This window comes from Mycolicibacterium setense (assembly GCF_000805385.1).
GTDB lineage: Bacteria > Actinomycetota > Actinomycetes > Mycobacteriales > Mycobacteriaceae > Mycobacterium > Mycobacterium setense.
The window spans coordinates 623,155-637,108 of sequence record NZ_JTJW01000008.1 but is presented as its reverse complement, the minus strand read 5'-3'; the positions used below and the strand labels follow the sequence as shown (position 1 = coordinate 637,108).

The 13,954-nt window shown below is 66.5% G+C and carries 10 protein-coding genes; 9 read left to right on the top strand and 1 reads right to left on the bottom strand.

What is annotated here, in order from left to right; translation table 11 throughout:
• Positions 1–47: 47 nt before the first annotated feature.
• The 8 genes from QQ25_RS21305 to QQ25_RS21270 all read left to right on the top strand — a co-directional run bounded on the left by QQ25_RS21305 (position 48) and on the right by QQ25_RS21270 (position 10,977).
• Positions 48–1,523, top strand: a complete 1,476-nt coding sequence (locus QQ25_RS21305; protein ID WP_039380855.1) for a PPE family protein — start codon at positions 48–50, stop codon at positions 1,521–1,523.
• A gap of 80 nt (positions 1,524–1,603) precedes the next feature.
• On the top strand, positions 1,604–2,473 hold the full coding sequence (gene scoE, locus QQ25_RS21300) for a (3R)-3-[(carboxymethyl)amino]fatty acid oxygenase/decarboxylase (RefSeq protein ID WP_039380852.1): 870 nt from the start codon (positions 1,604–1,606) through the stop codon (positions 2,471–2,473).
• A 2-nt stretch (positions 2,474–2,475) separates the two neighbouring features.
• Positions 2,476–3,030 (top strand): FcoT family thioesterase, encoded by a 555-nt coding sequence (locus tag QQ25_RS21295; RefSeq protein WP_039380850.1) that lies wholly within the window; start codon positions 2,476–2,478, stop codon positions 3,028–3,030.
• 29 nt (positions 3,031–3,059) lie between these two features.
• Entirely contained in the window at positions 3,060–4,646 is a 1,587-nt protein-coding gene (gene fadD10 / locus QQ25_RS21290) for a fatty acid--CoA ligase FadD10 (RefSeq protein WP_039380848.1), read from the top strand.
• A gap of 4 nt (positions 4,647–4,650) precedes the next feature.
• Positions 4,651–4,884, top strand: a complete 234-nt coding sequence (locus tag QQ25_RS21285) for an acyl carrier protein (protein WP_082017644.1) — start codon at positions 4,651–4,653, stop codon at positions 4,882–4,884.
• The gene (locus QQ25_RS21280) at positions 4,871–9,106 is read left to right on the top strand and encodes an AMP-binding protein (RefSeq protein WP_082017623.1); all 4,236 of its coding nucleotides are present in this window, start codon (positions 4,871–4,873) and stop codon (positions 9,104–9,106) included. The genes QQ25_RS21285 and QQ25_RS21280 overlap by 14 nt, the downstream gene beginning before the upstream one ends.
• A 56-nt stretch (positions 9,107–9,162) precedes the next feature.
• Positions 9,163–9,453 carry a heavy-metal-associated domain-containing protein gene (locus QQ25_RS21275; RefSeq protein ID WP_264020154.1) on the top strand — a complete coding sequence of 97 codons (291 nt, stop codon included), beginning with the start codon at positions 9,163–9,165 and terminating at the stop codon, positions 9,451–9,453.
• A gap of 72 nt (positions 9,454–9,525) precedes the next feature.
• Positions 9,526–10,977 (top strand): PepSY-associated TM helix domain-containing protein, encoded by a 1,452-nt coding sequence (locus tag QQ25_RS21270; protein ID WP_039380844.1) that lies wholly within the window; start codon positions 9,526–9,528, stop codon positions 10,975–10,977.
• On the opposite strand, the gene sigC is transcribed toward QQ25_RS21270, so the two are convergent.
• Positions 10,974–11,540 carry an RNA polymerase sigma factor SigC gene (gene sigC, locus QQ25_RS21265; protein WP_039380842.1) on the bottom strand — a complete coding sequence of 189 codons (567 nt, stop codon included), beginning with the start codon at positions 11,538–11,540 and terminating at the stop codon, positions 10,974–10,976. The two genes, QQ25_RS21270 and sigC, sit on opposite strands and share 4 nt — an antisense overlap.
• A gap of 110 nt (positions 11,541–11,650) precedes the next feature.
• Between sigC and QQ25_RS21260 the strand changes: the two genes are divergently transcribed.
• Positions 11,651–13,942: a heavy metal translocating P-type ATPase gene (locus QQ25_RS21260; RefSeq protein WP_409370998.1), complete on the top strand. Its 2,292-nt coding sequence runs from the start codon at positions 11,651–11,653 to the stop codon at positions 13,940–13,942.
• Positions 13,943–13,954 lie beyond the last annotated feature (12 nt).

The window sequence follows — 13,954 nt, the reverse complement described above, 5'->3', positions numbered from 1 at the left end:
TGCTGACCCGTGCGGTGCCGATCGACACTGGCCAAAGGAGGTGATCCGTGACTGTCCCGTTCTGGCCGGCGGTGCCTCCAGAGGTGCATTCGGCCTTGTTGAGTATGGGGCCCGGCCCCGGATCGCTTCTTGCGGCAGCTGCCGAGTGGGAGGCGCTCAGCGCTCAATACGGCGCTGCGGCAGCAGAGCTCACCCAGATCTTGGCCGAGGTGCAAGGCGGTAGCTGGGAAGGGCCCAGCGCTGCGCAGTATGTGGCTGCCCATGGTCCCTACCTGGCGTGGCTGGACCAGGCGTCAGTCGACAGCGCGCTCACCGCAGCGCAGCATCAGACGGTCGCAGCGGCATACAGCAGTGCCCTGGCGGCCATGCCCACGCTGGCCGAACTCGCTGCCAACCACGTCACGCACGGGATACTGCTGGCCACCAACCTGTTCGGCATCAACACCATACCGATCGCCGTCAACGAGGCCGATTACGTGCGCATGTGGTTGCAGGCCGCCGAGGTGATGACCACGTACGAAGCAGTGGCGGCGAGCGCATCCGCGGCGGTCCCGTCGCCTGTGCCGGCCCCGCCGATCCTCGCGCCGGGAGCTGAAGCACGCAGTCAGCAGCAGAATGCGTCAGCCTCAGCGTCGGACAACCAGCCGCTGAGCGGCATCTGGAAGCTGATCTCCGACCTCATCTCGGGTGCGGGCAATCCCGAAAAGCTGCTGGAGACGTTTCAGCAGCTCTTTCAGCAACTGGGGTTCAATCCGGCCGAGGCGGCGATCCTCGCGATCATCGCCCTGGTGCTCTACGACATGCTCTGGTATCCGTACTACGCCTCGTATTCGCTACTGCTGCTGCCGTTCTTCGCGCCGGCGCTCAGTGCGCTGAGCGCACTGAGCGTGCTGGCGCTCCTGCAGAACAACCCGCTCCCAACCGGTGTGGCAGCGGCGCCCGCCGAGGTCAACGGCGGCCACCGGACCGCGCCGGCGGCGAACATCGGCGTGGCATTGAGCCCGTCGGGTTCGTCGACCCCGGCGACGCAGGCCGGCGGCTCCGGCTCCAGTGCGGCCGGCGCGAACAGCGTGGGGAGCTCTGCACCATCGGCGTTCACCGCTTATGCCGTTCCCGGATTGGATCCGCCCGCAGTGCCGTCGGGACCGAGATCCGGCGCGAAAACCCCTGAGGGCATGCCAGATATCCTCGCCGCGGTTGCCGCGGCGCGAGCGGCTGCTCAGGCCCGCAGCCGGCGAAGGCAGAGCGGCCGGACACGGGATCGGGCCCGCAGCCACCGCTACGAGTTCATGGCCGCCACCGGTACCGCTGACGCCACGATCGATGAACCGGACCTGAGCCGATCCGCTCCGCAGGCAGCCGGCGGCCAGGGAGTGACCACCCTCGGTTTCTCCGGGGCCGCCTCGGCCGCCACGGCTACGTCTGCGGCGGGGATGGTCCAGCATGCACGCGGCGGCGCGGGCGAGTCGATCCCGATGCTGCCCGCGTCGTGGCGAGGCAATCCAGATCACACCCGCGAATAGCCGGAACTTTCAACCGGTTTGACGCGACTTATCCGATAGCCGCACCGCCGGCGCAGTGCAGAGCCGCACGAGGAGCAGAGATGACGCTGAATGTGAAAGGGGAGGGTCTCGGGGCGCAAGTCACGGGAATCGACCCGAAGAATCTCGACGACGTCACCCGGGACGAGATCCGCGAGATCGTCTATCAGAACAAGCTGGTCGTTCTGAAAGACGTTTATCCGGCTCCGGATGAGTTCCTTCGGCTGGGTCGCATCATCGGCGACGTGGTCACCTACTACGAGCCGATCTATCACCACAAGGACCACTCGGAGATCTTCGTCTCCTCGACGGAGGAGGGGCACGGCGTCCCGAAGACCGGCGCGTTCTGGCACATCGACTACATGTTCATGCCCGAGCCGTTCGCCTTCTCGATGGTGGTGCCGCTGGCAGTGCCTGGTAGTGACCGCGGAACCTACTTCATCGACCTCAACAAGGTATGGGAGTCGCTTCCCGACACCGCGCGCGACCCCGTCCGCGGTACGTTCGCCACCCATGATCCGCGGCGCCACATCAAGATTCGCCCGCACGATGTGTACAAGCCGATCGGTGAGGTCTGGGACGAGATCTCCGAGACCACACCGCCGATCAAGTGGCCGACGGTCATCAGGCATCCGAAGACCGGCCAGGAGATCCTCTACATCTGCGCGTCGGGCACCACGAAAATCGAGGACGGGTACGGGCGGGTCTTGGATCCCACAGTGCTGCAGGAACTCATGACCGCCACCGGGCAACTCGACCCGGACTTCGCATCGCCGTTCATCCATACCCAGCACTATGAGGTCGGCGATGTCGTGTTGTGGGACAACCGGGTTCTGATGCATAGGGCGAAACACGGCACGGCTTCAGGCACTTTGACAACACATCGGCTGACCATGCTGGACGGCCTTCAGACACCGGGATATGGGGTATGAGTATGAGCATCGCTGAGACGTTGTCGCCGGAGACAAGTGGGCACGGCATCGCGCACATGGCACCGATCCCGGAAGACCTGCTCGTCAGAGTCCTGGAACCCTACTCCTACAAGGGATGCCGCTATCTCCTGGACGCAGAGTACGAAGCCACCGAGACCTCGGTCTTCGCGATCGGGAACTTCAGCATCAAGGAGCCCGCCTACATCCGCGACACCGGCCACTTCAACGCGGCCGAATGGGTGCTGTGTTTCAACCAACTCGCATACAGCGCGTTCGCGCCCGCGATCCTCGGCGAGCAGATCCCTGAATTCCGGGGCTGGTCGATCGAGGACTACTTCAACTACCAACTCCCCAGCATGTTGATCAAGACGACGGTGTCGCGCTTCAAGCGTCCGATCAAATCCCAGAAGTTCTCGGCGCGGCTGCTGTGCAAGGACTTCGAGGTCGTCGATCGCACGATCCGCTATCTCAAAATTCCCTGCACGGTCGAGTTCTGGGACGAGGACGGCGGGTCCGCCTCCGGCCAAGTCGAACTGGCCGCTCTCAACATCCCCTGACACAAAGTTACGGAGCAGCTGCTACAGCCATGGCCTACGCATCAACCACGGTGTTGGAACGTATCAGTGCGAGGGCACGCGAGCGCCCCGACGCGATCGCCCTCCGTCGCTGCGACGGGACCAGCGTGCTTCGGTATCGAGAACTCATGGCCGAAGTTGACAGGCTGGCAGCCGATCTCGGTGGGCGATCTGTCTGCCGCGGCAGTCGTGTGTTCGTCATCTCGGACAACGGCCCCGAGACGTACCTGTCGGTGCTCGCGTGCGCGAGAGTCGGGGCCATCGCAGTCATGGTCGACGGTGCGCTGCCCGCGGCGGCCATCGACCGGTTCGCTGAGATTGCCACGCCCGATGCGATGTTGATGACACCGGGCTGCCGGCTGCAGCCCGCCGATCTCTCCGACTCACTCCGGTCGATCCCTGCCGCCACCGTCACGATCACCCACAGCGCGGCCGACCACGGCGACGAGCCTGTCGCCGAACCAGCGGCTGGACTGCCGGACGGGGGAGCAGAGCAGCCGCTGGCGATGATCTTCACCAGTGGCACCACCGGCACGCCGAAAGCGGTGCTGCTGCCCAACCGGACGTTCTACTCCGTTGCCGACATCCTGCAGCGCGAGCGTTTGACGTGGGTCGACTGGATCGTCGGCGAAACCACGTACTCACCGCTTCCCGCCACACACATCGGTGGACTGTGGTGGATCCTCAACTGCCTGATGCAGGGTGGGCAGTGCATCACCGGTGGCGAGGATACGGCGTCCATCGCCGAGATCCTCACCGCGAACGAGGTTGCGACAACGTGTCTGGTTCCCACGCTGCTGGCCCGGTTGGTGTCCGAACTGCTGGCAACCGGTGCGCCGGTACCCCCGTCGCTTCGCATGGTGGGCTATGGCGGATCCCGCGCGGTTGCCTCCGATGTCGCCTTCGTCGAAGCTGCGGGTGCCCGTACCGCCCAAGTCTACGGTCTCAGCGAAACTGGTTGCACCGCACTGTGTCTCCCAACAGATGAGGAGTCGATCGAGCGCATCGAAGCCGGCGCGGTCGGGCGGCCCTATCCCGGCGTGGAAGTCCACCTGGATGGTGACGGCAGTGGGCCGCCCACACGGTCCGGCTCCGCGTCGGCGTCCTCGGGCACACTCTGGGTCAAGTCGCCGGCGAACATGCTGGAATATTGGGGCAACCCCGACCGGACTGCTGAGATTCTCGTTGACGGATGGGTGAACACCGGAGATCTCCTCGATCGCCGTGCCGACGGCTTCTTCTACATCAGGGGCAGGTCGTCGGAGATGATCATCTCCGGTGGCGTGAACATCGCTCCGGACGAGGTCGATCGGATCGCCGAGGCGGTTGCCGGCGTCAGCGAGGCGGCCTGCTACGAGATCCCCGACGAGGAGTTCGGTGCACTGGTGGGCCTGGCTGTGGTCGCGTCCACGACGCTGGATGCATCAGCGGCCAAGAAGCTCAAACACGCCATAGCGGCGCGCTTCCGCGAGGAGTCGGAGCCGATGGCCAGGCCGTCGACCATCACGTTCGTTCAGGAGGTTCCACGTACCCAGTCCGGCAAGATCATTCGGACGTCGCTGGGCGTGGCGGTCGGTGCGGTGACGGCCGGTGGCTGAGTGTCTGAGGGGCAGGCTGCTCGATGCGCTCTCGGAGGTGCTCTATGTCGATGAGTCAGATTTCGTCGACGGGGATGCGACCGACCTGAGGGATCTGGGGCTGGACTCGGTCCGGTTCGTGCTGCTGATGAAGCATCTCGGCATCGATCGGCAATCCGACGTCCCGCGGCGGCTGGCCGAGAACCTTTCGGTGGCAGGTTGGCTCCAGGAGTTGGAGAAGCTGAATGAGCCGGTCTGAAGTTCCTCATGTGCAACGGGTCCCGCTGAGCCGGTCACAGCAGAACATCTACAACGGAGTGCTGCAGGACGCGGATCCTCAGCTGTATCTGATCGCCAGGCGCTACCGGTTCCACTCGATACCGCAGGCAGTGTTCCTGACCGCGCTGCGTAAGACCATCCGTGCCAGCCCCGTTCAGTTGTGCGTTCTGGTGGCTCCAGACGGCGATGGCTATCCGGCCCTCGTACCTCGGTTGAACATCGAGGACCTCGTGCGGGTGTGCGGCAGCGACGGCAGTGCGGCGCTGGCCGACGAGTGGCGATCGGGCATTCGCGAAAAGCCGTTGGCGCGCTACACCGTGCGCCTCGACGGCAACGGAAGCGTGTGCGGTCTCGATGCTCAAGCGCACCACATCCTGCTCGACGGTGGTGCGATCGGCATCATCGAGGCTCATCTGGGGCGCTTCCTCGCGGACGAGGGCTTGGTCGAATCCGCCTGTATCCACGATGGTCTGACCGGTGTCGCCACCGCGCACCGCCGAGAGGCGATCCGGATCGACGAATCGCTGGAGCGTCTCACCAGTGTTGTGCGACAGGAGCTCGCCGCGTCCACCATCACGGGCGGCGAGGGAATCGCCGCTGACGTCCCCGCAACCGCGGCGAAGGGAGTGCTCGTTGGGTCCGCGGTGCTTCGCGGATCCGACTACGACGCGATCCTCGACCTTGCCGGGCGTGAGAACGTGCCGCTCAACGTGCTGGTCGCGACGGCGGCGGCGGCCGTGGACGCCAGTATTCGTCGCACCACCGAGTGCCTTCTGGTGCACGCGGTCGACAACCGTTTCGGTGACCGCGAACTCGATGTCGCGACGTGTCTGGTCAACTCGATGGCGCAGCCGGTCCGGTTCGCACCGCATGCCTCGGTGGCCGAGGTGGTCGGCGCGGTGGATCGGGGCTACGTCAAGGCCGGCCGTCGCCGATGGTTGCGTGAAGAGCGCTACCGCCGAATGTATCTCGCGATCAACCGGACAACCTCCGTCGAGACGCTGGCGCTCAATTTTCTGCGGGAGCCCTGCGCGCCCGAACTGGCGCCGTTTCTGGCCGACGCACCCGTGACGTCGGACATCGGTCCGGTCGAGGGGATGACCGTGGCGGCCGTGCTCGACGAGCAGCGACGCGTGCTCGCCCTCAACGTCTGGGACAGATCCGATCGGCCTCAGCTGCATGCGTCGGACGTGGCACGCCGAGTCGCGGGTGCCGTGCAGACGATGCCGACACTGTGGGATTCCCCGATCGCGATGACCGTCGACGATTGGCGCGTGCTCGCCGGTGACGGGATGCTGAGTACGGGTTCGCGAGAAGGCGAACCGGCGCTGCGGGTGGCGCCCGCGTGGTTTCTCAATCGACCCGCCTCTGTCGCCGAATGCCGTCGACATCGGCCCCGTGTCGATTCCTGGATCGCCTGGCTGCTCGAAACCAAGGTGACGCCAGGGGATGTGGTGGTGTTCACCGACGACAACACCGACAAGACAATTGACCTCCTGATCGCGTGTCACCTCGCGGGCTGCGGCTACAGCGTCTGTGACCGCGATGACGAGGTGTCATCGCGGGCCCTGAGCATCAACCAGTACGGCAATGGCATCTCGGCGCACATCGTCGATGTCGCATCGGCGAATATCCCGCCGAGATCGGATGCGGAGCAACGGTGGCTGGTGGAGGACCGCGTCGAGCAGACCGCAAGAGACTCAGGACTTGCCGCCAGGACCGCGTATGTGATGCCGACCTCCGGGTCGACCGGGGAACCCAAACTCGTCCACGTCAGCCATGGTTCGCTCGCGACCTTCTGTGTCGGGGTGAGCCGGGCGTACGGCTGGGGACCGGACGACACCGTCCTTCAATGCGCGCCGCTGACCTCGGACATCAGTGTCGAAGAAGTCTTCGGTGCCGCTCTCGGCGGGGCGACACTCATCCGTTCCGCCGCGGTGAAGGCCGGTGACCTGCAGGCGTTCACCGCAGAGGTGATGGACTGCGCGGCCACCATCGTGGATATGCCCACCGCGTTGTGGCATCTGTGGTGTGACGACGTCGATGCGATTGCCCGCGTGGCCCGATCTCAGCTGAGACAGATTGTGATCGGCGGTGAGCCCGTCCGCCCGGCGGCCATAGACAAATGGATCAATGTCGCCGGCACCGAGGACATCTCGCTGATATCGAGCTATGGCCCGACAGAGACCACGGTCGTGGTGACCTACTTGCCGATCATTGCCGGCGGTCAGGTGCTCGAGCACGGAGCGCGTCGGCGATTGGGATCACCGGTGGTTCCCAGCACGGTCGTGATCGCCTTCGGCGAAGTCGTGGTGGTGGGGGAGATGGTGGCTGACGGCTACCTCGGCGTGGACGACGCCGGTTTCGGGTGGGTCACCATGCCCGACGGCCGACGGCAGCGCGCCTACGCGACCGCCGACCGGATAACGCTCGACGCCCAGGGCCACCCGATGTTCGCCGGACGGAAAGACGCGCTCGTCAAGATTTCGGGAAAGCGGGTCGACACCGCCGAGATCACCAGGCGCATCGTGGCCGACCCAGCGGTGAGCGACGTCGCCGTGGAACTTCACAACGGTCGCCTGGGGGTCTGGTTCGAGACTCAGCAGACCCGTGACGGTGAGCAAGACCACGCTGCGACCGTGCGAATCAGCACCATTCTGGTGGACTCGCGGGTCCCGTCGTTCATCGTTTCGGGTGTCGCGCGCATACCCAGAAAACCCAATGGAAAGACCGACACCGCAAGGCTGCCGACATCGAGCGTTTCCGGACAACGGGAGCACGCCGACACCGAATCCGACGCGCGGGCCGCTGGTCTCGCCGAAATCTGGAGTGCCCATCTCGGCAGGCTGATCTTGCCCGCGACGTCGCTGCTGGGCGAAGGCATCGGGTCGCTGGACCTCGTGCGGATTCTGCCCGATACCCGTGGATATCTCGGCCGGCAGGTTTCGATGCTCGACCTGATAAGCGCGGATACCGCGGTGAACCTGGTGGCCGACGTGTCGATGGGCGCCGGTTGGATGGACCGCGCGACAGCCGTCCACATCGAGCGTGACTTCGATGCGGTGGCGACGCGGCACGTTGACGCGGCGCCGAAACCCCGGCGATCCACGGCTCGCCCAGACGCAGGGCCGATCCTGGTGGTCGGGGCGTCAGGAATTCTGGGTACCGGGTTCGCCGAGGCGATTCTGGACTTGAGCCAGTCAGGGGGACCGGGCCCCGACGTGGTGCTGGCCGCCAGGTCGGTCCCCCCCGATGATCCGACATGGGCGAAGCTCCAGGCGGCACCCGGTGTGCGCATCGAGCACCTCGGCCCCGATTTCGGGCCCGCGGAACTGGCGGCGCTGATCCACCGCACCGGGGCTCGGACCCTCGTCAACTGCATCGGGAACACGAACGTGGTGGTCCCGTACCGGGAACTCCGTTCAGCCAATGTGGAATTGGTGGCAGCCATGGCGCAGACATGCGCCGCTTCGGGTACCAGGCTCGTGCACCTGTCGACATACGTCGTCAACGGGAACGTCGCCACGCCGCAGGTGGTCGACCCTCGGCAGGCGCCGTACCCGTATGCGGCCTCCAAGGCGCTCGCCGAACTGGCGGTCAGCCGGGCAGACCGGGAGCTCGACTTCACGATCGTGCGCTTGCCGCGGGTCCTGGGTACACCGGACCAGACGCGCGGATCGGCCGACATCCTGGTGTCGGTCGTCGATGCCTGCCGTGCGCTACAGGCCTATCCGGCAATCGAATTGACCGAAGAAGTGACGACCGGCCGAGCGGCGGCGGCCGGCATTCTGCGCAGAATGCCGGAGTTCGGTGGACCCGGCCGGCTGCTGGGCCGCGGGATCGATGTGGTGCGCGGCGAGGCGGTGACATACCAGGAATTGCTCGGCACGGTGGCCCGAGATCTGCTCGACAGTCACGAGTGGAAGCGGCGGCTCGATGACAGCGAGTGGGCGAAGTCCAATCCGCGGCGCTGGTCCGTGATCGACGCCTGGATCGGCCTGGGTCTCACCCTCGGCGGACGTTCCTACGCGGACTACCTGAGCGACTACCCGGCCATCCCGTTGGACATCCGGTCCGTCGGCGAAATCACGGCGGAACCGCCGCCGGTGCAGACACTGCTCGCCCAAGACGGGCGGGAACTCACCGCAGTCGTCCAACGACCAATCAACCAGACACCGCGACACAGTGAGGAATGGCAGTGATAGACGTAGCCGCACGAAGTGACGAGGCATCACGTGCCAGACGGATCCGACTCGACGTGACCGGCATGTCGTGCGGCGCATGTTCGCGCCGGGTCGAGACCACACTGAACAAGCTCGACGGAGTGCAGGCCACGGTCGACATCTCCACCAAGATCGCCACCGTCGACGCCCGTCACGACATCAGTGTCGCCGACCTCTGCGCGGCTGTTGAGCAGGCCGGTTACCGCGCCGAAGAGCGTGCCGCCGTCAGCGATGACGGATCCCAGGTGGACGGGCCGCCGAAGAAAAGCTCCTCGGTGATAGCGAGGGCGATCCGCTGGGTGACCGTCGGGCACATGGGCGGCTGAATTTCTGCCGGGAACTGCCGACGTGGCGCGAACGACCACTTCTATCGAGGACCGTTCGACCACTGAGGAGCCATGGGCGAGAACCCGTCGAAAGCCACCGATGCGAGCCCGACGCCGGAATCGGTGGCCGCCCCACCGGCGAGGACCGCGCAGCATCGTGCGTTCCTGCTGCGCCTGCACTTCTACGCGGGAATCTTCGTCGGTCCGTTCCTGCTGGTCGCGGCCGTCACCGGCGGGCTCTACGCCATCTCGCCGACCATCGAGCAGGTCGTCTATCGCGATCAACTTTCAACCCACAGCAGCGGCGACATGCTCCCGGTGGCCGAACAAGTCCGGGCCGCACAGGCCGTGCGGCCCGATCTGCCGGTTACCGCGGTCCGTCCGGCGGTCGGCCCGGGCGAGACCACCCGGGTGATGTTCGACGATCCGGCGCTGGGTGAATCCGAGCGGCACGCCGTATTCGTCGACCCGGTGACAGCGGCCTCGCACGGGGAACTGACGGTCTACGGCAGCAGCGGCGCGCTGCCGCTGAGGACCTGGATCGACCAGTTGCACCGCAGTTTGCACCTCGGCGAACCGGGCCGGCTGTACAGCGAACTCGCCGCGTCGTGGCTGTGGCTGGTCGCGTTGGCCGGGGTGTTCCTGTGGTGGGGAAGATACCGGCGCAAAACGCAGCGTGGGGATGCGGATGCCAGATTGCTCACGGTCGACCGCTCACGTCGCGGCCGGGCGCGCACGCTGAACTGGCATGGGGCGGTGGGGATCTGGATCGCAGCCGGGTTGCTGTTCCTGTCGGCGACGGGACTCACATGGTCACGGTTCGCCGGTGACAACATCACCGATCTGAGGGCGGCGTTGTCGTGGGCCACCCCGTCGGTGTCCACAGCGGTCAACGGCCGGCCGGAAGCCGAGATGACCGGCCATGAAGGGCATCACGGTGCCCCGGCCGCGGATGCGGGCGGCCCGAACGACCCATCGTTGGTGGACGATATCGACCGGGTGCTGATGGCTGCTCGCGACGCCGGTGTCGGAGGCAATGTCGAGGTCGGCGTTCCCGCCCACGCCGGTATCGCCTTCACGGTCGCGCAGACTCGTCAGCCCTGGGTGATGTCGAACAACGCGGTGGCCGTCGATCCGCAGTCCGCCACCGTGACGGATACCTCGTGGTTCGCCGACTGGCCTTTGGCGGCAAAGCTTTCCGCGTGGGGCATTCAGCTGCACATGGGCTTGCTGTTCGGAATTGCCAATCAGCTACTGCTGCTGGGTCTCGCCACGGCTTTGGTGACCGTGATCGTGCGCGGCTATCTGCTGTGGTGGCACCGTCGCCCCACCGGCGGCCGTGCCCCGGTGGGCCCTGCGCCACGTCGTGGTGTCCTCACCGGGCTGTCACCGGGCCTCGCGGTGGGGGTGGTGTTCGCGGCGGCCGTCATCGGCTGGTTCGTCCCGCTGCTCGGCGCGAGCCTGGTCGCCTTCATCGCCGTCGATGTTGCGGTGGCGTGGCGCCGGCGACGCCGAGTGCCCTAACCGGTCAGATCGTCGCGCTCGGACGCCGCGATCAGATCCTCGCGGGCCCGTGCCACCCGTGACCGGATGGTGCCGACCGGGCAGCCACACACCTCGGCTGCTTCCGCGTAGGACAAGCCGAGGACCTGTGTGAGCAACAGGGCGTGCCGGCGGTCCGGATCCAGGTCGTCCAACAACAGCCGGATCTCGACCATCTTCTCGAACCCGCCCGCGGGGCGGTAGCTTTCGAGAACCTGCTCGACGTCCACGCCGTGCTGCGTGCGCGGCCGGCTCTGCTTGTGCCGGATCTGGTCGACGACCACCCGCCGCGCGATCGACAGCAGCCAGGTGCGTGCCGATGACCGGCCACTGAACCGGGGGAGCGCACTGATGGCGCGCAGGAACGTCTCCTGGGTCAGGTCGTCGGCCGACCCGGAATCGCCCAGATACGCCACCGTTCGCCAGACGTCGGTCTGGGTGGCCCGGATGAATTGCTCGAGCGCTGCCGAATCACCGCGGCCGGCGGCGAAGGCCAGCCGCGTAACGTGGTCCTGGCCGCGTTCGGTAGTCACAGCCCCCGACATTATTCGATCCCGCCCGGGAACTCGGCAGCGGCCCGGAGCGACTACATATTCGGTGGCATATGCCGGTGATGTGGGCCACTGAGTTGGTGGGTGAGTAAATGGGAGTGATCGTGACGACGGCAACTGTCCCCGACCAGGACGTGACCCAGCGCATCGCGCTGGATGTCACCGGAATGTCGTGCGGGGCCTGCGCTGCCCGCGTGGAGAACAAGCTCAACAAGGTCGACGGCGTGCGGGCGTCAGTGAACTTCGCCACACGTGTCGCCACTGTGGAGGCCGCACCACAGGTCGGTGTCGAGCAACTGTGCGCCGTCATCGAGCGCGCCGGTTACCAGGCGGCCCCCCGCACCGAGCGCTCCACCACCGACGTCGACCCCGATGCCGAGCATGCGCGCAGCCTGCTCCGGCGACTCGCCATCGCTGCCGTGTTGTTCATCCCTCTCGCCGATCTTTCGGTGATGTTTGCCGTGGTGCCCGACACCCGCTTCGCCGGATGGCAATGGGTGCTCACCGCATTGGCGGCACCGATCGTCACCTGGGCCGCGTGGCCCTTCCACCGCAGTGCGTTGCGCAACGCCCGGCACGGAACCTCCACCATGGAGACCCTGATCTCCATCGGCGTCACCGCCGCCACCGTGTGGTCGATGTACACGATCTTCTTTCATCACCAGGCCTATCACGCTGCGGGCATCTGGCAGGCGTTGCTCGGTAGCGACGCCATCTACCTCGAAGTCGCCGCCGGGGTAACCGTTTTCGTGCTCGCGGGCCGCTACTTCGAGGCCCGGGCGCGCTCACGTGCCGGGGGAGCGCTGCGAGCACTGGCCGCGCTCGGGGCCAAGTCGGTGACGGTGTTGCTCGCCGACGGCGGCGAACTGGTGATGCCCGCCGACGAGCTCAAGGAGGGCCAGCGGTTCGTCGTCCGTCCCGGTGAGGCCATCGCGGCCGACGGTCTCGTGGTGTCCGGCGCGGCCGCCGTCGACGTCAGTGCCATGACCGGCGAGTCCAAACCGGTACAGACACAGGAAGGTTCGAGTGTCGTGGGTGGCACCGTCGTGCTCGACGGTCGTCTGATCGTCGAGGCCGCCGCGGTGGGCCCGGATACCAAGTTCGCCGGGATGGTCCGGCTGGTGGAGCAGGCACAGGCGCAGAAGGCGGATGCGCAGCGACTGGCCGACCGGATCGCCGCGGTGTTCGTGCCGTGTGTGCTCGTGATCGCGGCAGCCACCGCGATCGGTTGGCTGTTGGCCGACGGCGATGTCAACCGAGCGGTGTCGGCGGCACTGGCCGTCCTGGTGATCGCGTGCCCGTGCGCTTTGGGGCTGGCCACCCCGACCGCGATGATGGTGGCCTCGGGGCGGGGTGCTCAGCTGGGCATCTTCCTCAAGGGGCATCGCGCACTGGAGGCGATCCGTGCGGTCGACACCGTCGTGTTCGACAAGACCGGCACCCTGACCACCGGACAACCTCAGGTCATCACGGTCGCCGTTGCCGAGGGCTGGACCGAGGACGAGGTGCTGGGGCATGCGGCGGCGGTCGAGTCGGCGTCCGAACATCCCGTGGCGCATGCGATCGTCACCGCTCGCGCCGGGCGGGACGTCGCCGCGGTCGAGGACTTCCAGGCATTCGCCGGCCAAGGTGTGGCCGGCGCGGTGGGCGGTGCGGCCGTCGTCGTCGGACGGCCCGGTTGGGTGACGCGCGACCGGGTGGTGCCTGCCAATCTGGCGGCCGCCCGCAAGGTGGGCGAGTCACAGGGCCAGACAGTCGTATTCGTCGCGTATGGCGACACCGTCTGCGGTGCCATCTGCATCGCCGACGCGGTCAAGGAGTCGGCGGCCGGTGCGATCGCGCTCCTCCATGCCGAGGGCATGAAAACCATGCTGCTGACCGGCGACAACGCCGCGACGGCCGCTGCGATCGGCGCGGCCGTGGGCATCGATGATGTGGTGGCCGAGGTACTTCCGGAGGACAAGGTCGGCGCGATCGAGAAACTGCGCGAACAGGGCCGGGTGGTGGCCATGGTCGGCGACGGAATCAACGACGGTCCCGCCTTGGCCTGTGCCGATCTCGGCCTTGCCATCGGCCGGGGCACCGATGTGGCCATCGGCGCCGCCGACATCATCCTGGTCCGGGACAACCTCGATTCGGTCCCGCAGGCGCTGGGCCTGGCCCGGGCGACGATGCGGACCATCCGGGTCAACATGCTCTGGGCGTTCGGATACAACATCGCGGCGATTCCGATCGCCGCGGCCGGGCTGCTCAACCCGTTGATCGCGGGCGCGGCCATGGCAGTGTCGTCTTTCCTGGTGGTGTCGAACAGCCTGCGGTTGCGCAATTACGGCACGGTCCAACCGAACCCGTACGACGAATCGAATGGGACCCGGCGCCAAACGGCACAGCTCTGAGAGAGCCTGAGC

Coding starts and splice junctions, on each gene's coding strand:
- scoE (WP_039380852.1), top strand. CDS start 1,604: ATGACGCTGAATGTGAAAGGGGAGGGTCTCGGGGCGCAAGTCACGGGA.
- QQ25_RS21295 (WP_039380850.1), top strand. CDS start 2,476: ATGAGCATCGCTGAGACGTTGTCGCCGGAGACAAGTGGGCACGGCATC.
- fadD10 (WP_039380848.1), top strand. CDS start 3,060: ATGGCCTACGCATCAACCACGGTGTTGGAACGTATCAGTGCGAGGGCA.
- QQ25_RS21280 (WP_082017623.1), top strand. CDS start 4,871: ATGAGCCGGTCTGAAGTTCCTCATGTGCAACGGGTCCCGCTGAGCCGG.
- QQ25_RS21270 (WP_039380844.1), top strand. CDS start 9,526: ATGGGCGAGAACCCGTCGAAAGCCACCGATGCGAGCCCGACGCCGGAA.
- sigC (WP_039380842.1), bottom strand. CDS start 11,540: ATGTCGGGGGCTGTGACTACCGAACGCGGCCAGGACCACGTTACGCGG.